We start from the raw sequence: 18718 nt of genomic DNA on the forward strand, positions 1-18718 counted from the left end.
TGATGCGCGGTGCACCGTGGCGCCCAGCCATGGCCTCTGCGCGTTCTCCGTTTGCCTGCCTATTACCTGTCGCCGCGCATTGCCGTGGTGCCAGCCAGCGGAGAACCCTGATGAGCGATTCCACCGAACGCGACGAACGCCACCTGGCGCGCATGCAGCGCAAGAAGGCGGTCATCGACGAACGCATCGCCAATTCCCCTAACGAATGCGGCCTGCTGCTGGTGCTGACCGGCAATGGCAAGGGCAAGAGCAGTTCGGCCTTCGGCATGCTCGCGCGCGCCTTGGGCCACGGCATGCAATGCGGTGTGGTGCAGTTCATCAAGGGCCGCAACAGCACCGGCGAGGAGCTGTTCTTCCGTCGCTTCCCTGAACAGGTGCGCTACCACGTGATGGGCGAGGGCTTTACCTGGGAAACCCAGGACCGCCAGCGTGACATCGCCGCTGCGCAAGCCGCCTGGGCGGTGTCGCGCCAGTTGCTGCAGGACCCTGGTGTACAGTTCGTGGTGCTGGACGAGCTCAACATCGCCCTCAAACATGGCTACCTCGACCTGGACCAGGTACTGTCCGACATTCAGGCCCGCCCGCCCATGCAGCATGTGATTGTCACTGGCCGCGCTGCGAAGCCTGAGATGATCGAACTGGCCGACACCGTGACCGAAATGGGCATGCTCAAGCACGCCTTCCAGGCCGGTATCCGCGCACAGAAGGGCGTCGAACTGTGAGTCGATCGCGCCACTGCCCCGCCGTGTTGATCGCGGCACCCGCCTCAGGCCAGGGCAAGACTACCGTCACTGCTGCGTTGGCCCGCCTGCACCGCAACCTCGGGCGCAAGGTGCGGGTGTTCAAATGCGGGCCCGACTTTCTTGACCCGATGATTCTCGAACGGGCCAGTGGCGCGCCGGTGTATCAGCTGGATCTGTGGATGATCGGTGCCGAGGAAAGCCGTCGGCTGCTGTGGGAAGCTGCTGGCGAGGCTGACCTGATCCTCATCGAAGGGGTGATGGGGCTGTTCGACGGCACCCCGTCAAGCGCTGACCTGGCGCGCCATTTTGGCGTGCCGGTGCTGGCGGTGATCGACGGCACAGCCATGGCCCAGACCTTCGGTGCCCTGGCCCTGGGCCTGGCGCGGTACCAGGCCGATCTGCCGTTCGCCGGCGTGCTGGCCAATCGGGTAGGCAGCCTGCGTCATGCGCAACTGCTCGAAGGCAGCCTGACCGAGGGCTTGCGCTGGTATGGTGGCTTGTCCCGCGAACGCGGCATCGAACTGCCCAGCCGCCACCTGGGCCTGGTGCAGGCCAGCGAGCTGAATGACCTGGACACCCGCCTGGACGCTGCCGCCGAAGCGTTGGGCGCCAGTTGCGATGCGGCGTTGCCGCCGCCAGTCAGCTTTGCCGAGCCTGAACCGCAAGCCTGCGTGGCCTCGCTGGCCGGTGTGCGCATTGGCGTGGCGCGGGACGAGGCGTTCGCCTTCACGTATGGCGCTAACCTCGACCTGTTGCGCAACCAGGGTGCCCAGCTGGTGTTCTTCTCGCCGCTGCACGACCACGAACTGCCGGCGGTAGACAGCCTGTATCTGCCGGGTGGTTATCCTGAGCTGCATCACCATGCGCTGGCCGCCAACGCACCGATGTGCGAGGCGATCCGCGCCCACCACGCGCAGGGCAAGCCATTGCTGGCCGAGTGCGGCGGCATGCTTTACCTGCTCGATGCCCTGACTGACGTGGCCGGTGAACGTGCCGAACTGCTCGGCCTGCTGCCGGGTGAGGCGACCATGCAGAAGCGCCTGGCCGCCCTGGCGCTGCAGGCGGTGGAGCTGCCGGAGGGGACCTTGCGCGGTCACACCTATCACCATTCGCTGACCAGCACTGCGCTGGAACCGATTGCCCGAGGTCTGAGCCCCAACGGCGGGCGTGGCAACGAGGCGGTTTATCGTCTGGGCCGGCTGACGGCCTCTTACGTGCACTTCTATTTCCCTTCCTGCCCGGATGCGGCGGCGGCACTGTTGCGACCATGAATGATCACGCCTATAGCGACGCCGAGCGCGCCGCCATTTACCGGGCCATCGGCGAGCGCCGCGACATGCGCCATTTTGCGGGTGGCCAGGTGGCGCCCGAGCTGCTTGGCCGCTTGCTGGCGGCCGCGCATCAGGCGCCCAGTGTCGGGCTTATGCAGCCGTGGCGCTTTATCCGCATCACCCAGCGTGACCTGCGCGGGCGCATCCAGGCCTTGGTGGAGGCGGAGCGGGTACGCACGGCCGAGGCGTTGGGCGAGCGATCCGATGCCTTCATGAAATTGAAGGTGGAGGGCATAAACGATTGTGCCGAGCTGCTGGTGGCGGCCTTGATGGACAACCGCGAGCCTCACATCTTCGGCCGCCGCACCCTGCCGGAGATGGACCTGGCCTCGCTGGCCTGTGCCATCCAGAACCTGTGGCTGGCCGCGCGTGGCGAAGGGCTGGGCATGGGCTGGGTGTCGCTGTTCGACCCGCAGGCGTTGGCCGCGCTGCTGGGCATGCCCGCCGGGGCCAAGCCGGTGGCGGTACTGTGCCTTGGGCCGGTCGCCGCGTTCTATCCGGTGCCGATGTTGGTGCAGGAAAGCTGGGCCGAAGAGCGGCCCCTGAGTGAAATGCTTTACGAAAACCAATGGGGAGAGCGTCAATGAGCGTGGCCTTGCTGACCGTGGCCGGGGTGGCCCTGGACGCTTTGCTGGGCGAACCACAGCGGCGCCACCCCTTGGTGGCGTTCGGCAACATGGCCGGCACCCTGGAGCGCCGCCTGAATGCGGGCGGGCGCGGCTGGCGCAGCCACGGCGTGAGCGCGTGGTTTCTGGCGGTGGTGCCGCTGACCCTGGTGGCGCTGGTCCTTTCGTGGCTGCCATATATTGGCTGGCTGGTTGATGTGCTGGCGCTTTACTGCGCGGTGGGGATGCGCAGCCTGGGCGAGCATGTGCTGCCGGTGGCCAACGCCCTGCGCCAGGGCGACCTGGCGGAGGCGCGGCGCCGCGTTGGCTACCTGGTCAGCCGCGAAACGCGCGAACTGGACGAGCCAGCAGTGGCCCGAGCGGCGACCGAGTCGGTGCTGGAGAACGGCAGCGACGCAGTGTTCGCCGCGTTGTTCTGGTTTGTGGTGGCCGGCGCGCCAGGCGTGGTGCTGTACCGCCTGAGCAACACGCTGGATGCCATGTGGGGCTACCGTAACGAACGTTTCGAGCGCTTTGGCTGGTGCGCGGCGCGCATCGACGATGTGCTCAACTATATACCTGCAAGGCTGGTGGCCCTGACTTATGCGCTGTTGGGCAAGACCCGTCTGGCCCTGGCCTGCTGGCGCAAACAGGGCCCGCTGTGGGACAGCCCCAACGCCGGGCCGGTGATGGCTGCCGGCGCCGGCGCGCTGGGCGTCGAGCTTGGTGGCCCGGCGGTGTACCACGGCGAACTGCATGAGCGGCCGCGTCTGGGCGAGGGTCCAGTGGCCGATGCCGATGCCATCGAGCGCGGCTGGCAGCTGGTGCAGCGCGGTGTGTGGCTGTGGCTGCTGATGATTTGCCTGGGGGCCTATATCAATGCTTGAACATGGTGGCCGCCTGTTACGCGCGGTGCAGCAATACGGTATTGCCCGTGAGCAGTGGCTCGACCTGTCCAGCGGCATTGCGCCCTGGCCATTTCCTGTCCCGCCGATTCCCGTCGACGCCTGGGCCCGCCTGCCAGAAACCGAGGACGGCCTGGAGGACGCCGCGCGCGCGTATTACGGCGCCCGCCAGTTGCTGCCGGTAGCCGGCTCCCAGGCCGCTATCCAGGCCTTGCCGCTGCTGCGTACAACGGCCCGGGTTGGCGTGCTGACGCCGTGCTATGCCGAACACCCTTATGCCTGGCAACGGGCGGGGCACCAACTGCTGGCGCTGGATGAGGCGCAAGTTGAGGCTGCGCTCGACGGCCTCGATGTGCTGGTGCTGGTGAACCCCAACAACCCGACCGGCCAACGGGTGTCGCGCGAACGTCTGCTGGCTTGGCATGCTCGCCTGGCGGCCCGCGGTGGCTGGCTGCTGGTCGACGAAGCATTCATGGACAACACCCCGGCGGACAGCGTGGTGGACTGCGCCGAACGCCCGGGGCTGATCGTGCTGCGCTCGTTTGGCAAGTTCTTCGGCTTGGCCGGCGTGCGCCTGGGCTTCGTTGCCGCCGAACACAGCTTGCTGCTGCGCCTGGCCGAGCTGCTCGGCCCCTGGACCGTCAACGGCCCGACCCGGGTGCTGGCCCAGGCCAGCCTGACCGATCAAACTGCCCAGCGCGCGCAGGCCGAACGCTGTGCTGCTGCCGGCCAGCGGCTTGCGCACGTGTTGCGCAGTGCCGGCCTGGCGCCTAGTGGTGGCTGCGACTTGTTCCAGTACGTGCGTAGCGAGCACGCTGCACGCTTGCATGAATTTCTCGCCCGGCGCGGCATCCTGGTACGGCTGTTCGAACAGCCAGCAGCCGTGCGCCTGGGGTTGCCTGCCTGCACGGCGGACGAACAGCGCCTGGCCCAGGCCCTGGCGGCTTATCAGAAGGAAACGGCATGACGACCCTCATGGTGCAAGGCACCACCTCCGACGCAGGCAAGAGCACACTGGTGACCGCATTGTGCCGCTGGCTGTTGCGCCAGGGCGTCGCTGTGGTGCCCTTCAAGCCACAGAACATGGCGCTGAACAGCGCGGTGACGGCTGATGGCGGTGAAATCGGCCGTGCCCAGGCGGTGCAGGCCCAGGCCTGCCGGCTACAACCGCACACCGACATGAACCCGGTGCTGCTCAAGCCCAACAGCGATACCGGCGCCCAGGTCATCATCCACGGTCGGGCGGTCACCAGCATGAATGCAGTGGCCTACCACGACTATAAAACCACGGCCATGCAAGCGGTGCTGGCGTCTCATCAACGCCTGAGTGCCGCGTACCCGGTGGTCATGGTCGAGGGTGCGGGGTCGCCGGCAGAGATCAACCTGCGTGCCGGCGATATCGCCAACATGGGCTTTGCCGAAGCGGTGGACTGCCCGGTGATCCTGGTGGCCGACATCAACCGCGGTGGTGTGTTCGCCCATCTGGTGGGCACGCTGGAACTGCTGTCGACCACTGAACAGGCGCGGGTCAAAGGTTTTGTCATCAACCGCTTCCGTGGCGATATCGCCCTGCTGCAGCCAGGGCTGGACTGGCTGGAACAACGCACCGGCAAACCGGTACTGGGCGTACTGCCTTACGTTACCGACCTGCACCTGGAAGCCGAAGACGGTATCGATGTGCGTCAAGGCGTCAAGCACGCGCGTGTGCTCAAGGTGATCGTGCCAGTGCTGCCGCGTATCAGTAACCACACCGATTTCGACCCGCTGCGCCTGCACCCGCAGGTGGACTTGCAGTTCATCGGCCCTGGCCAGCCGATTCCGGCTGCCGACCTCATCATCTTGCCGGGCTCCAAGAGCGTGCGGGGCGACTTGGCACAACTGCGCGAGCGCGGTTGGGACAAGGCCATCGAGCGGCACCTGCGCTATGGCGGCAAGCTGATCGGTATCTGCGGTGGCCTGCAGATGCTGGGGCGGGAAGTGCATGACCCGCTGGGGCTGGAGGGGGCCGCAGGCTCTAGCCAGGGGCTCGGCCTGCTCGACTATGCCACGGTGCTCGAAGCCGAGAAGCAACTGCGCAATGTGGCCGGCACGCTGAGCCTTGAAGCGGCAACGGTAACCGGTTATGAAATTCATGCTGGCGTTACGACGGGGCCTGCGCTGGCGCAACCCGCGGTCCAACTGGCTGATGGCCGCCATGATGGTGCTGTCAGTGCCGATGGCCAGATCCTCGCCACCTACCTGCATGGCCTGTTCGAAGGCAGCCAGTCGTGTGCCGCGCTATTGCGCTGGGCCGGGCTGGAGGATGTGCAGGCTATCGACTACGAAGCGTTGCGCGAACACGACATCGAGCGCCTGGCTGATCTGGTGGAGAAGCACCTGGACACCGCGCAGTTGCGCCAACTGTGTGGGGTAGCCTGACATGCGTAACCTGATTCTCGGTGGCGCCCGGTCTGGCAAAAGCCGCCTGGCCGAACAACTGGCCAGTGCCAGCGGCTTGCCGGTGACCTACATCGCCACCAGCCAGCCGCTGGATGGCGAAATGAACGAACGCGTGTTGCTGCATCGTCAGCGCCGGCCGGATGACTGGGGGTTGATCGAAGAGCCCTTGGCCCTGGCCGCGGTACTGCGCGCCGAAGCGGCCGAAGGGCGCTGCCTGCTGGTGGATTGCCTGACCCTGTGGCTGACCAATTTGTTGATGCTGGAAGATGACCAGCGCCTGGCCGAGGAGCGTGATGCCCTGCTGGCGTGCCTGGAACAGTTACCTGGCACCCTTATCCTGGTCAGTAACGAAACCGGCCTGGGCGTCGTGCCCATGGGCGACCTGACCCGGCGCTATGTCGACCTGGCCGGCTGGCTGCACCAGGCAGTGGCCGAACGCTGTCAGCGTGTCGTGCTGACCGTGGCCGGCCTGCCCTTAATCCTCAAAGGACCTGCACTATGACCCAAGCCTGGTGGCGTGACGCCTGCCAACCCCTCGACAACGCCGCCATGGACCAGGCCCGCGCCCGTCAGCAGCAACTGACCAAACCTGCAGGCTCGCTCGGCCAACTTGAAGCGCTGGCGATTCAGCTGGCTGGCCTTCAGGGGCTTGAACGACCCACGCTCGATCAGGTCGCCATCACCATTTTTGCCGGCGACCACGGCGTGGTCGAAGAGGGCATCTCGGCCTATCCGCAGGCGGTAACCGGGCAGATGCTATGTAACTTCGTCGGCGGGGGCGCGGCGATCAGTGTGCTGGCGCGGCAACTGCAGGCCAGCCTGGACGTGGTCGACCTGGGCACCATTGACGCGCAGCTGGAACTGCCCGGCGTGCGCCATCTGCGCCTGGGCACTGGTACTGCCAACTTTGCCCGTCAACCCGCGATGACCGAAAACCAGCTGCAAGCGGCCTTGCAGGCCGGTCGCGACAGTGCCCAGCGCGGCGCCGAACAGGGCGCACAGCTGTTCATCGGTGGCGAGATGGGCATTGGTAACACCACAGCCGCCGCAGCCTTGGCCAGTGTTCTGCTGGGGTGTCCGGCGTCGGAGCTGAGCGGCCCTGGCACTGGCCTGGACAACGCCGGGGTACAGCACAAGGCTGAAGTCATCGAGAGGGCGCTGCGCCTGCATGGCCTGCGTGCTGAAGACCCGTTGCAGGTACTGGGCTGTGTTGGCGGTTTCGAGATCGCGGCGTTGGTCGGTGCCTACATAGGTTGTGCGCAGGCGGGTGTCGCGGTGCTGGTGGATGGCTTTATCTGCAGTGTCGCTGCGCTCGTGGCAGTGCGCCTCAACCCGCAGTGTCGGGCCTGGCTGTTGTTCGCTCATCAGGGCGCTGAGCCCGGGCACAAGGCCTTGCTTGCTGCACTGCAGGCCGAGCCCCTGCTGGCCTTGGGCTTGCGCCTGGGTGAGGGCAGTGGCGCTGCCTTGGCGGTGCCGCTGTTGCGCCTGGCCTGTGCGCTGCATGGGCAGATGGCGACCTTTGCCGAGGCCGCGGTGGCGGACCGCCCGGCATGATCCTCGACTTGCTGCGCCATGGTGAAACGGAACAAGGCGGCCTGCGTGGCAGCCTTGATGATGCCTTGACCGACAAGGGCTGGGCACAGATGCGCCGCGCGGTGGCCGACGGCGGCCCATGGCAGGTGCTGGTCAGCTCGCCGCTGCAACGTTGTGGGCGTTTTGCCGATGAGCTGGGTGCGCAGTTGAACCTGCCTGTGCAGCGTGAGCCCGCCCTGCAGGAACTGCACTTCGGTGATTGGGAGGGCCAAAGTGCCGCGCAGATCATGGAGCACCAGGCTGATGCACTGGGCCGTTTCTGGGCCGACCCTTACGCCTTCACACCGCCCAATGGCGAGCCGGTCGAGGCGTTTGCCGAACGGGTGCTGGCGGCTGTCGAGCGTTTGCGCCTTCAACATGCCGGCAAGCGCGTGCTGCTGGTCACCCATGGCGGCGTCATGCGGCTGTTACTGGCCCGTGCCCGTGGCTTGCCCAGGGAGCAGTTGCTGCAGGTCGAGGTGGGCCATGGCGCGTTGATGCGGCTGGTGCCAGGTGGCGATGGGCAACTGGTCGAGGCACCCTGAGATGTTGCCGTTCTGGATCGCCCTGCAATTTCTCAGCAGCCTGCCGGTGAGCCTGCCGGGCATGCCGGCACCGCGTGACGTAGGGCGTTCGCTGCTGTACTACCCGCTGGTCGGGTTGCTGTTCGGCTTGCTGCTGTGGTTGGCCAGTCATCTGCTTCAGGGCACGCCGTCGCCGCTGCACGCGGCTTTGCTGCTGACACTGTGGGTACTGCTCAGTGGTGCCTTGCACCTGGATGGCCTGGCGGACAGTGCCGACGCCTGGCTAGGTGGTTTCGGCGACCGTGAGCGCACCTTGCGGATCATGAAAGACCCGCGCAGTGGGCCGATTGCCGTGGTCACCCTGGTCTTGGTGTTGTTGCTGAAGTTTTGCGCACTGTGGGTGCTGGTCGGGCAGGGCATCGGGGCGCAATTACTGCTGGCGCCGCTGATCGGGCGGGCGGCGATGTTGGGCCTGTTCCTTTGTACACCTTATGTGCGACCTGGCGGGTTGGGCCAGGCGTTGGCCGAACATATGCCCCGGCGCGCGGCGGGGTGGGTTTTGCTGGTTTGTGTGCTGTTCTGCCTCTTCCTGGGCGGATGGAGCGTGCTGCTGGCGCTGGCGGTGTTTGCCTGGCTGCGGCATCTGATGTGCCGGCGCCTGGGCGGGACCACCGGTGATACCGCCGGAGCGTTGCTGGAGCTGCTGGAGCTGGCCGTCGTGCTCGGGTTGGCGCTGGGGCTTTGAGCGCTTGATCTGGACGGCCCTTTAGCGGCTGCTTTGCGGTGCTTTCGCAGCACGCCATAGGTGTGGAGGGGCAGTAACTTCCCGAAACGGTCCGGAAGCGCCTGCCTCTTCCTTGTCGGCGTATCTTCAGCCTCCCCCAAGCAACCAGGTAGGCTTCCCGTGCGTCACTGGATCTTTGCCAGTCTATTGGTCCTGTCCACCCTCCCAGCCTCTGCCGCAGACCTCATGGCGTTCTGGGGCACCCCACGGCACGGCGGCAACAGCTTCAACCGGCTGCCACCCGATCAAGCCTACTTCGATGCCCTGAGGGGGTACGGCGCCACATGGGTGCGGCTGTCGTACGACAAATGGCAACCCGTGAAACGTGATTTCCTTCTCGGCAGCGCCGATACCTATGAAGGCCTGCCCGACGCCGACCTGGCTGTGCTGCGTGCCACCCTCGACCGGGCGCATCAGGCGGGGCTCAAGGTGGTCATCACGCCACTCTCGCTACCGGGTATGCGCTGGTCGCAAAACAACCAGGGCCAGTTCGATGATCGCCTGTGGCAAGACAAACGTTACTGGTCCCAGGCTGCGGCGTTCTGGCGAGATATGGCGCGCGAACTGAAAAGTCATCCGGCCATCGCGGCCTACAACTTGATCAATGAGCCAGCACCGGAGAAACAGGGCGGCCTGGCTGAACATGCCGAACTCGGGCAGATGCAGCAGTGGTATGCGCAAGTGCAGGGCGGTGCGCGCGATCTGCCCTTGCTGTACCGGCAACTGATAGCGGCCATACGCGAAGAAGACACTGACACGCCGATCATGGTCGATGCCGGCTGGTATGCAGGCGCAGACGCGTTCGGCTACTGGTCGGCGCCGCTGGAAGACCCGCGAGTGCTGTACAGCGTGCACATGTACGAGCCCTATGCCGCAACCAGTGCGCCGAATATGGCGCGCAAACAGCCCATCGCCTATCCAGGCCCCGTATCTTTTGCCGGGCAGACACAGCTGTGGGATGGGCGGCGAGTTGAAGGCTACTTGCGCCAGCCGCTGGCATGGGCCGAGGCCATGGGGCTGCCGCTTTCTCGCCTGGTGGTGGGTGAGTTTGGCTGCATGCGCAGGCTGCCGGGTTGCCGGCAGTACCTTGAAGATGTACTCGTCGTGCTGGATCGCAACCGGTTGCACTGGGCGTTCTATAGCTTTCGTGAAGACAACTGGGATGGCATGGACTACGAGCTGGGCACGGCGAAGGTGCCGTGGCGCTACTGGCAGGCGGTCGAGCAGGGCGCGCCAGACCCCTTGGCGCGCAAGGCCACGGTTGAGTTCGAACCGATCCGCAGGCGCTTGAACCCGGACTGACGCTTCTCAATCTTTCGTGAAACTTCTTGCAACACTCAGTACGCGGGTATATACACGTATCCATGCTGACCAGTGAATGCATCTGTACCCACCTGCGTCGCGCCGCCCGCGGGGTGAGCCGGCATTACGACGAAGCCCTTGCCGGCTTCGGGGTCAATGTCGCCCAGTTTTCCCTGCTGCGGCACCTGCAGCGGCTCGACCGACCCAGCATCACAGCCCTGGCCGAAGCCATGGGGCTCGAGCGCAGTACCCTGGGCCGCAACCTGCGTGTGCTGGAGGCGGATGGGCTGGTAGCACTGGGCGAGGGCGACGACCAGCGTAACCGCGTGGTGCTGTTGACCGAGGCGGGCAAGCAACTGCTGCACGTTGCCCACCCAGCCTGGGAGCAGGCCCAGAAAGAACTGGTTGAACGGCTTGGGGTGGGGCAGCGGGATGAACTGGTGCGACTGCTGGAACAACTGGCCTGAAGTGAAACGACTATAAGCGGGTATATACCCGCAAAACCTTGCGATGTGCTGGAGATAACGACAATGACTTCGGTGTGGCGAACCAGCGGATGGGTGTTGGTGGGGGCGGCCTTGATACTGGCGCTGTCTCTGGGCGTACGGCACGGCTTTGGCCTGTTTCTGGGGCCGATGAGTGCTGATTTCGGCTGGGGGCGTGGGGTTTTTGCCTTCGCCATTGCCCTGCAGAACCTGATCTGGGGCCTGGCGCAGCCGTTCGCCGGCGCCTTGGCCGACCGGCTTGGCGCGGCGCGGGTGGTCATCATCGGCGGTATTCTCTATGCCGTCGGTTTGATCTTGATGGGCTTGGCTGATTCGCCCTGGTCGTTGTCGCTGAGTGCGGGCTTGCTGATCGGCATCGGCCTGTCTGGCACGTCGTTCTCGGTCATTCTCGGTGTGGTCGGGCGTGCCGTGCCGGCCGAAAAGCGCAGCATGGCCATGGGGATCGCCAGCGCCGCCGGGTCATTCGGCCAGTTCGCCATGTTGCCGGGCACCCAAGGCCTGATTCAGTGGCTGGGCTGGTCGGCAGCGTTGCTGGTACTGGGCCTTTTGGTGGCGTTCATCGTGCCTTTCGTCGGCCTGCTGCGCGATCGCCCGTTACCCAGTCACGGTGCCGAGCAGACCCTGGGCCAGGCGCTGCGCGAGGCGTGCACGCACTCTGGCTTCTGGTTGCTGGCGCTGGGCTTTTTTGTCTGTGGCTTCCAGGTCGTATTCATTGGCGTTCACCTGCCGGCCTACCTGGTTGACCAGCACCTGGCTGCGGCCACCGGTACGACAGTGCTGGCGCTGGTCGGCCTGTTCAACATCGTCGGTACCTTCACTGCTGGCTGGTTGGGCGGGCGCATGTCCAAGCCGCGCCTGCTGACCGGGTTGTACCTGCTGCGTGCGGTGGTGATCGTGCTGTTCCTGTGGGCGCCGGTGAGCGAGTTCAGTGCTTACCTGTTCGGCATTGCCATGGGGCTGCTGTGGTTGTCCACGGTTCCGTTGACCAATGGCACTGTGGCCACGGTGTTTGGGGTGCGCAACCTGTCCATGCTGGGCGGTATCGTGTTCCTGTTCCATCAGTTGGGTGCGTTCCTGGGGGGCTGGCTGGGTGGGGTGGTGTATGACCGCACCGGTAGCTACGACGTGGTCTGGCAGATTTCCATCCTGCTCAGCTTGTTGGCCGCTGCCCTTAACTGGCCGGTGCGCGAACGCCCGGTTTCACGCCTGCAGGCACAGGCTGCATGAACCGTTACCTGGTCCGCGGGCTGTTGGCTATTGCCGTGCTGCTGGTGCTGGCACTGGTGTGGTGGGGCTGGCATCAGGGAGGGATGGCGTTGATGCAACTGGGCATGGGTGTTTGTTAGGCGCTACCCTGCAAGTTCAAAGGTAGCGATGCAGGAGAGACGAGTCATGCGTGCACATTGGTTGACGGTGCCGGTGCTGGCCCTGCTTGCCAGTACATCAAGCTGGGCTGCAGATTGCCCGGCGTTGTTGCAGGGCAGCCTGCCGGAATTGCGCGGTAAGGGGCAGGTCGACCTCTGCGAGCGCTTTGCCGGCAAGCCGCTCGTGGTGGTGAATACTGCCAGTTATTGCGGTTTTGCCCCGCAGTTCGAGGGGCTTGAGGCGACGTACAAGGAATATCACGAGCAAGGCCTGGAAATGCTCGGCGTGCCGTCCAATGACTTCAAGCAGGAAGACGCCGACAGTGAGAAGACTGCCAAGGTTTGCTATGCCAACTACGGTGTCACCTTCACCATGACCAAGACGCAGGCGGTGCGGGGCAAGGATGCGATACCGCTGTTTGCGGAGCTGGCCAGCCAGAGCAGTGCGCCGAAGTGGAATTTCTACAAGTATGTTGTCGATCGCAAGGGCAAGGTGATCGGTAACTTCTCCAGCCTGACCAAACCGGATGATCCTGCGTTCCACGCCGCTATCGAAAAGGCCATCGCCTCACAGCAGTAACCAGGCTGTGCTTGCTGCGGCTTTTGCGTCTAAGCGCGCGGTAGTTCAGGCGACGCAGATTGCGACTTCAGGAGGCCGAGCGCAGGCCTCCTGAAGTCGCGAAGATCAAGATCAAAAACAGGAAGTGGCTGGCTGCGGGTGACTTCACCGTGCATGCACGGTAATCGCCACCAACCGCACCACCACCGGCCGGACCACCAGCACACACACAAATGCCACCGGCATCGCCAGCTGATAGGCCTTGAGCACATTGCCCAGATACTCCGGGGTAAACCCGGCATTGGCCGCCGTGATCACGAAGCACATCAACAGCGCCATGATCGACGACATGTAGAACGCGAAAACGTAGGGGGTAGCGACCGGGTGCAATTTACGTCGACTGCGCGATCGGGGCAGGTTGCTCATGCGAACTCCTGAAAACTGAGTGGAAGCGCAGATTAGCAACCTGCACGCCTGCAGCTGTAGACCCGCGGCATTGAGTTCTTTATAAAGAAATTCTTACGAATCCAGGCGCTCCCCATGGACCTGCTCAACGCCATTCGCTGCTTCATCAAAGTGGTCGAAGCCGGTAGCATCGCCGCTGGTGCTCGTATCCTCGGCCTTAGTCCGGCAGCCGTCAGCCAGAACCTGGCGCGGCTGGAAAGCCACCTGCAAGTTCGCCTGCTCAGTCGAACCACCCGCAGCATGGCCGTGACGCCCTCTGGCGCCCAGTATTACGAGCGTGTAAAGCATATCGAGCGTGATTTGGCCCTGGCCGAACAGGCGGTTACAACACCCGACAGCGAGCCTCAGGGGCGGCTGTGCATTGCCTCGACCTCTGCCTTCGGCCGTCATGTGCTGGCGCCATTGATTCCTGCTTTCAGTGCCCGCTACCCTTTACTTTCGATAGAGTTGGTAACGACTGATCGTCGGGTCAACCATGCCCGTGAAGACGTTGACGTGAGCCTGCGCATTGCCCCGCAGCTCGAAGACCAGCTGTTGGCCCGGCGCATCGCCCGCATCCCGTTCATTTGTTGTGCCTCACCCGGTTACCTGCAAAGTGCTGGCGTACCTGCCACGCCCGAGGCCTTGCGCGGGCACCGTTGCCTGGTGTTTCGCTATCCGGTGGATGGCCGCTTCTTGCGCTGGGGCTTCATGCGGGACGGCCTGCGCTTCGAAGCGGAATTCGGCACTGTATTGATCAGCGACGATATCGATGCCCTGACCCAGATGGCCTTGCACGATGGTGGCATCACCCGTCTGGCCGAGTTCATCGTGCGGCCGCACCTGGCCTCGGGGGCCTTGGTGCCGCTGTTCGAATACTGCGACAGCAGCCAGGCTTACGCCCAGACCGAGCCCATGGACATCTACCTGTGCCTGGCCGATCGCTTTGCCATGACCACCAAGGTGCGCGCATTCATGGACTATCTGCGCGAATGCCTGGGCGACAGCTGGCAAGTGCAGGCATGAAAAAAACCGCCACGAGGGCGGTTTTCATGTCACGCACAGGAATCAGAAGCGGTAGGTGAGGGATGCACCGATACCGTGAGCGCTGTTCTCGTACTTGGCCTGGTAGCTGCCTTTCAACAGCCCTTGTTGCTGCGAGCTTGGCAGGTTGTTGACCTTGGTATCCTCTTCCCACAGATACGAATAGGCAACGTCGATGGTCATGTCATCGTTCGGGCTCCAGCCGGCACCAAAGCTGACCGCTTTACGATCGCCAGTCGGAATGCGTGGCGAGCGATCATGGTTGTTGGTGGGCGACTGGTCGACGGAGAAGCCTGCGCGCAGGGTCCACTCCTTGTTCACCTTGTAGGACGCACCAATGGCGTGGGCCCAGGTGTCGTGCCAGTTCTGCTCTTCGGTGATGGTCTTCAACGGGTAGCCTGCCGGCGCTTCGTTCTCGACGACGATGCTTTCCAGGCGGCTCCAGCGCGTCCAGGTGCTACCCGCATACAGTGTCCAATGGTCATCCAGTTCATGAGTGACCGAGAAGTCCACTGACTCTGGTGTCTTGATTTTCAGGCTGGCGTCGAACTTGCCGTTCAGGCCAAGCTGTGGAATCGGGTAGGAAACGCGGGTATTGCCTTCAAGCTTGTAGTCGACCATCGAGTGATAGGTCAGGCCCAGACGGGTACGGTCCGTAGCTTGTACCATAACGCCGATGTTGTAACCGATCGCAGTGTCGTCGCCCTTGATCTTGGTCTCGCCATCAGGGCCATTGGGCCCCAGGAGGGCCTTGCTGCTCAGGTTCGAACCCAGTTCACCCTTGATACGGTTGATAGTCGGGCCAAAACCGATCGACACTTTGTCGTTGAAGGCGTAGCTGACGGTTGGCTGGAAGGTGACAACCTCGACCTTGCTCTTCTTGCCCCAGTAGCGTGCAGCGTCATCGCTGCCGTAGTCGGTGATCAGGCCATATGGCACGTAAACGCCGAAGCCAACGCTCCAGTGATCATCAATCGGCTTGACGTAATAGCCCATGGGTACGCCAACGAGAGGCACCATGTCACCATCGGTTTCCCCCCCCGAAGTTGCTGCCTGGGCCCGATATGTCGGTCTTGGCGATGACGGCAGCGCCGCCCACGGTGAATTGTTCGCGCTTGAGGCGGGACATGCCGGCCGGGTTGCCATACACAGTGCTGGCATCTTCGGCAGAGGACGAGCGCCCCGCAAAACCGGTTCCCATGCCGCTGATACTTTGTTCGTTCAGCGCGAACCCGGCGGCGAGCAGTTGGCTGGAAGCAAGCGCAACAGCTACGCCGAGGGAGGTTTTGAGCATTACTTTTTTCATTATTAGAAAACTCCTTGGGTCTCCGGGGCGAAAAGCTACCAACAAATCACGCGCCGCGCTATAGGCTCAATCGCAGGAGTTAGTGCGGTTTTGTAGGACAATCCGACCAAAATTCCCTTTTTTCCGGTTTACTTGTAGGACGCGTCTCAAGATGCCTGTGGCAATTTCTGATCTATGCAGGCATGCCAGGCGTGGGTGAAGTCGCGCAGACGACCCTGGGGGTTGAAAATCTGCCGCCAGATTCGCGCCAGTGCCAGTAGATCGTCCGCCGCAGGCAATGGGGTGGCCTGCTCTTCGATGAGCATCCAGGCAATGGCAGTGGAATAGCGCAGGTTGACGGTGAGCTCCAGGTGCGGGCCACCCAGAAAGGCGTGCTGGCTGGCCAGGCCGCGGACCAGGCTGGCCAGGTCGGGGTCACGGGCCAGGTATTCGTCCCAGAGCGCCTGGTGACGATGTTCGCCGATGCGGTAAAGGCCGTGCCCGCGTCGGTCGTGCAGGGCTGAGCCGAGTGCTGACTGGCTGGCGGCGATACCCAGTAGCAAGGCTTCGGCGCTGGCGCAGTGACGGTTCAGGTAGACCAGGGTGGGTCGGATCACATACTGACACAATTCATTCGCCGCAATACCCATGATGCCCTCGAGCAGGTAAGGGCCGGACGGGCGCTGGAGCTTGGCAGCTGGTGAATGATCAGGCCCGCCGGGAGCGGAAAGCACCGCTCGAGTTGAAGTGTAGTGTGATAATCGTGGTGTAAAGAGCTGTTTTTAAATCGATTACTGCCTGATGCTCAGGGCTATATGCCCTAAGGCAATTACGCCAAAAGCGTTCAGGCAGTCTTGCGATTGGATGATTCAGCGCTTGAATACCCCGGTATTCGCCGGTCACGCGGTGAGCGACTGACGCGTCCGGGCGATCACCGCCTGCAGCGGTTCATGGCGGCTGTACTGCTCGTGGTACAGGCGTTCGGTGTGGCAGGCAACGCCGTGTTCGTCTACCAAGGTAAAGCTGAAGCTGCCCTTGCGTGGGGCAACGATAAGGCACTTCAACGGCGAGAAGGCCTGGGAGAGGGTGCCAATGGCAGCCTGAATCTGATGATGAGTTTGCATATTGTTGGAGGTTCCTGCTTTAAACACGGGGGATATGATCCGTGCATGATAGAAACGTTCCAGTGACGCCTTTATTAAGGGACGAACGAACCTGACTGGAACAGGGCAGCCAGAGGGGGCGCAATCAAATGTGGGCGCTTGGGCTGACTGGTAGGTACTTCGGAAGGCAGGCAGCACGCCGGGGCCAAGGTTCTAGGCCGTCGAGGTGGGATCCTGATCAATCTGTCATGTGATTCGTGCTTGCGCAGCGTAAGGCTGGCGAGGGAATCATTGAATGGGCCGGTCCTTGTTTCAGCAGGGACGCTCTTGGGGGGAGCGAGTCTGCAAGGACGCTTGCGGCCAGAATTGACTTTCAGCTTGGTACTAACGAGGGGCACCTTACCGGAAGCGAAGATGTTTGGCAAGCACTACGTTTGTTCAGGTGAGCCGCGCAGTATGGCGCGAATTTTCGCTGCTGGGAAGAGGGGGTAAATGGCCCGAATGCCGTCCGATGTGCCCTTTTCGTGCACCCAAATGGAGGTTTATGGTGCACTTGTTCACATTCGGGGCAGCGCTTGTAACGGCTTGGCAACACCACCCAGCAGCCTCGCCAATGCCTTGACTGCGTGGTTAAGTCAATGAAAAAAAACACTATTTTTAGCTGGTGAAAAAATCGTCAGTTTGACCAAAGCCCCCAATTCACGGGGGTTTGAGGGGTGTGAGAGGGGGTTGTCCACCGAGTTATCCACAGGAACTGTGGATTGTCCCGAGCGCTTGCTCTAGCACGGGCGTGCCAGCAATGGGATGAACTGTCCGACAATCGCCATGCTCCAACAGACCGGTTGGTCATCCACCTGGAAACGTCAAGAAAAGATCATTGAAATTTTTTTCAATCCTCCAGAAATCGACAGGCCAGGGCGAGAAAAAAAGAGTAGAGTGGCGCGCCTTTCGAGTTACCAAACCTGTTGCTCATGAAGTTTCGCGGTAGACACCTTTCCAGCCCCGCTGCATCGACACCTGCACCTCCTGCCAAACGCTTTTCCCTGAAAGTGGCCTTGTGGTTGCTCGACAGCCCGCGCCTGGGCGACAACCCTCAGGTCAAGCACCTGGCCGGGCGCTTGCTGAAGCAGCCTGCGCGCCAAGGTGTGGTTGTGGCGCAGAGCCGCCTGGGGCAGATGCTGTGCCGCGATTGTGGCAACGCCCGTGACCGGCGTATAGGCCATGAGCTGCTGCGTCAGGCTGCCCGCGCAGGGGATCGGCGGGCGCAGCTGGAGTACGCTCGGCTGTGTCAGCACAACGAGCCGGAGCAGGCGCGCTATTGGCTTGAGCTTGCGGCAGGGCAGGGGTCGCAGGAAGCGCGGCGCTTGTTGCGACAGTGGTTTTCTGTCTGAGCTTTTTTGCCTGCGCGGGCCCTTTCGCGAGCAATCACCGATGTGTGTCCACCGCCGTGGTAGGAGCGGGTTTACCCGCGAATACGGTGGCGGCGGCAACGGTGAATGGCGGGTGGAGATTGGCCAGCAGGCCCGGCCCTTTCGCGGGTAAACCCGCCCCTACGGCGGCCTGTGTTCAACCCCCGATGCGTGTGTAGGAGCGGGTTTACCCGCGAATACGGTGGCGGCGGCAACGGTGAATGGCGGGTGGAAATTGGCCAGCAGGCCCGGCCCTTTCGCGGGTAAACCCGCTCCTACGGCGGCCTGTGTTCAACCCCCAATGCGTATGTAGGGGCGGGTTTACCCGCGAATACGGTGGCGGCGTCAACGGTGAACGGCGGGTGGAAATTGGCCAGCAGGCCCGGCCCTTTCGCGGGTAAACCCGTCCCTACGGCGGCCTGTGTTCAACCCCCGATGCGTGTGTAGGAGCGGGTTTACCCGCGAATACGGTAGCGGCGGCAATGGTGAACGGCGGGTGGAAATTGGCCAGCAGGCCCGGCCCTTTCGCGGGTAAACCCGCCCCTACGGCGGCCTGTGTTCAACCCCCGATGCGTGTGTAGGAGCGGGTTTACCCGCGAATACGGTGGCTGCGGCAACGGTGAACGGCGGGTTGGAGATTGGCCAGCAGGGCCGGCCTCTTCGCGGGTGAACCCGCTCCTACGGGCGACCGTGCAGGCATTACCTTTGACTTCAGGCTTGCGCAGCGGGCAGGCCCGCGATGAGGCCGATGCAGGCAACACGCCAGTCAGGCTGATAAGCTGCACTCAATTTGCATCAG

General features: G+C 63.4%; 20 protein-coding genes and 1 pseudogene. 17 read left to right on the top strand and 4 right to left on the bottom strand.

Going from position 1 to position 18718, the window contains the following annotated elements:
- Positions 1 to 110: 110 nt before the first annotated feature.
- The 15 genes from cobO to AA098_RS06730 all read left to right on the top strand — a co-directional run bounded on the left by cobO (position 111) and on the right by AA098_RS06730 (position 12655).
- Positions 111 to 722, top strand: a complete 612-nt coding sequence (gene cobO / locus AA098_RS06665) for a cob(I)yrinic acid a,c-diamide adenosyltransferase (protein ID WP_003252448.1) — start codon at positions 111 to 113, stop codon at positions 720 to 722.
- A complete protein-coding gene (locus AA098_RS06670) occupies positions 719 to 2014 on the top strand; it encodes a cobyrinate a,c-diamide synthase (protein ID WP_012053452.1) in 1296 nt (431 codons plus the stop codon). Before cobO ends, AA098_RS06670 begins: the two co-directional genes overlap by 4 nt.
- Complete coding sequence (gene bluB, locus AA098_RS06675; RefSeq protein ID WP_003252453.1) at positions 2011 to 2661, top strand: 5,6-dimethylbenzimidazole synthase; 651 nt, start codon at positions 2011 to 2013, stop codon at positions 2659 to 2661. Before AA098_RS06670 ends, bluB begins: the two co-directional genes overlap by 4 nt.
- Positions 2658 to 3566 carry an adenosylcobinamide-phosphate synthase CbiB gene (gene cbiB, locus AA098_RS06680; RefSeq protein ID WP_060546105.1) on the top strand — a complete coding sequence of 303 codons (909 nt, stop codon included), beginning with the start codon at positions 2658 to 2660 and terminating at the stop codon, positions 3564 to 3566. Before bluB ends, cbiB begins: the two co-directional genes overlap by 4 nt.
- On the top strand, positions 3559 to 4551 hold the full coding sequence (cobD, locus tag AA098_RS06685) for a threonine-phosphate decarboxylase CobD (protein WP_003252458.1): 993 nt from the start codon (positions 3559 to 3561) through the stop codon (positions 4549 to 4551). Before cbiB ends, cobD begins: the two co-directional genes overlap by 8 nt.
- Entirely contained in the window at positions 4548 to 6002 is a 1455-nt protein-coding gene (locus tag AA098_RS06690) for a cobyric acid synthase (protein ID WP_014860998.1), read from the top strand. Before cobD ends, AA098_RS06690 begins: the two co-directional genes overlap by 4 nt.
- 1 nt (position 6003) lies before the next feature.
- Positions 6004 to 6525: a bifunctional adenosylcobinamide kinase/adenosylcobinamide-phosphate guanylyltransferase gene (gene cobU, locus AA098_RS06695; protein ID WP_064613949.1), complete on the top strand. Its 522-nt coding sequence runs from the start codon at positions 6004 to 6006 to the stop codon at positions 6523 to 6525.
- On the top strand, positions 6522 to 7577 hold the full coding sequence (gene cobT / locus AA098_RS06700; protein ID WP_003252465.1) for a nicotinate-nucleotide--dimethylbenzimidazole phosphoribosyltransferase: 1056 nt from the start codon (positions 6522 to 6524) through the stop codon (positions 7575 to 7577). The genes cobU and cobT overlap by 4 nt, the downstream gene beginning before the upstream one ends.
- The gene (locus AA098_RS06705; protein WP_004575326.1) at positions 7574 to 8140 is read left to right on the top strand and encodes a histidine phosphatase family protein; all 567 of its coding nucleotides are present in this window, start codon (positions 7574 to 7576) and stop codon (positions 8138 to 8140) included. Before cobT ends, AA098_RS06705 begins: the two co-directional genes overlap by 4 nt.
- Position 8141: 1 nt before the next feature.
- Complete coding sequence (locus AA098_RS06710) at positions 8142 to 8864, top strand: adenosylcobinamide-GDP ribazoletransferase (RefSeq protein ID WP_064613950.1); 723 nt, start codon at positions 8142 to 8144, stop codon at positions 8862 to 8864.
- Positions 8865 to 9089: 225 nt separating this feature from the next.
- Positions 9090 to 10205: a glycoside hydrolase family 5 protein gene (locus AA098_RS06715; protein ID WP_082916858.1), complete on the top strand. Its 1116-nt coding sequence runs from the start codon at positions 9090 to 9092 to the stop codon at positions 10203 to 10205.
- Between the two features lie 62 nt (positions 10206 to 10267).
- A complete protein-coding gene (locus AA098_RS06720) occupies positions 10268 to 10672 on the top strand; it encodes a MarR family winged helix-turn-helix transcriptional regulator (RefSeq protein WP_004575323.1) in 405 nt (134 codons plus the stop codon).
- A 63-nt stretch (positions 10673 to 10735) separates the two neighbouring features.
- Complete coding sequence (locus AA098_RS06725; RefSeq protein WP_060538689.1) at positions 10736 to 11938, top strand: MFS transporter; 1203 nt, start codon at positions 10736 to 10738, stop codon at positions 11936 to 11938.
- Positions 11935 to 12057, top strand: a complete 123-nt coding sequence (locus AA098_RS29720; protein ID WP_003252477.1) for a hypothetical protein — start codon at positions 11935 to 11937, stop codon at positions 12055 to 12057. Before AA098_RS06725 ends, AA098_RS29720 begins: the two co-directional genes overlap by 4 nt.
- A 46-nt stretch (positions 12058 to 12103) precedes the next feature.
- Positions 12104 to 12655 carry a glutathione peroxidase gene (locus AA098_RS06730; RefSeq protein WP_064613952.1) on the top strand — a complete coding sequence of 184 codons (552 nt, stop codon included), beginning with the start codon at positions 12104 to 12106 and terminating at the stop codon, positions 12653 to 12655.
- 144 nt (positions 12656 to 12799) lie between these two features.
- On the opposite strand, the gene AA098_RS06735 is transcribed toward AA098_RS06730, so the two are convergent.
- Positions 12800 to 13060 carry a DUF2798 domain-containing protein gene (locus AA098_RS06735; protein ID WP_003252481.1) on the bottom strand — a complete coding sequence of 87 codons (261 nt, stop codon included), beginning with the start codon at positions 13058 to 13060 and terminating at the stop codon, positions 12800 to 12802.
- 114 nt (positions 13061 to 13174) lie between these two features.
- On the opposite strand from AA098_RS06735, the gene AA098_RS06740 reads away from it, so the two are divergent.
- A complete protein-coding gene (locus AA098_RS06740; RefSeq protein WP_003252484.1) occupies positions 13175 to 14104 on the top strand; it encodes a LysR family transcriptional regulator in 930 nt (309 codons plus the stop codon).
- 42 nt (positions 14105 to 14146) lie between these two features.
- Here AA098_RS06740 and AA098_RS06745 read toward each other — a convergent pair.
- The 3 genes and pseudogenes from AA098_RS06745 to AA098_RS06755 all read right to left on the bottom strand — a co-directional run bounded on the left by AA098_RS06745 (position 14147) and on the right by AA098_RS06755 (position 16531).
- A pseudogene (locus tag AA098_RS06745) lies at positions 14147 to 15428 on the bottom strand (OmpP1/FadL family transporter).
- 146 nt (positions 15429 to 15574) lie between these two features.
- The gene (locus AA098_RS06750; protein ID WP_003252489.1) at positions 15575 to 16057 is read right to left on the bottom strand and encodes a hypothetical protein; all 483 of its coding nucleotides are present in this window, start codon (positions 16055 to 16057) and stop codon (positions 15575 to 15577) included.
- Between the two features lie 249 nt (positions 16058 to 16306).
- Complete coding sequence (locus tag AA098_RS06755; protein WP_010952743.1) at positions 16307 to 16531, bottom strand: hypothetical protein; 225 nt, start codon at positions 16529 to 16531, stop codon at positions 16307 to 16309.
- 950 nt (positions 16532 to 17481) lie between these two features.
- On the opposite strand from AA098_RS06755, the gene AA098_RS06760 reads away from it, so the two are divergent.
- Positions 17482 to 17901 carry a tetratricopeptide repeat protein gene (locus AA098_RS06760; protein ID WP_033725785.1) on the top strand — a complete coding sequence of 140 codons (420 nt, stop codon included), beginning with the start codon at positions 17482 to 17484 and terminating at the stop codon, positions 17899 to 17901.
- Positions 17902 to 18718: the final 817 nt, after the last annotated feature.

The organism is Pseudomonas sp. JY-Q (assembly GCF_001655295.1).
Lineage (GTDB): Bacteria > Pseudomonadota > Gammaproteobacteria > Pseudomonadales > Pseudomonadaceae > Aquipseudomonas > Aquipseudomonas alloputida.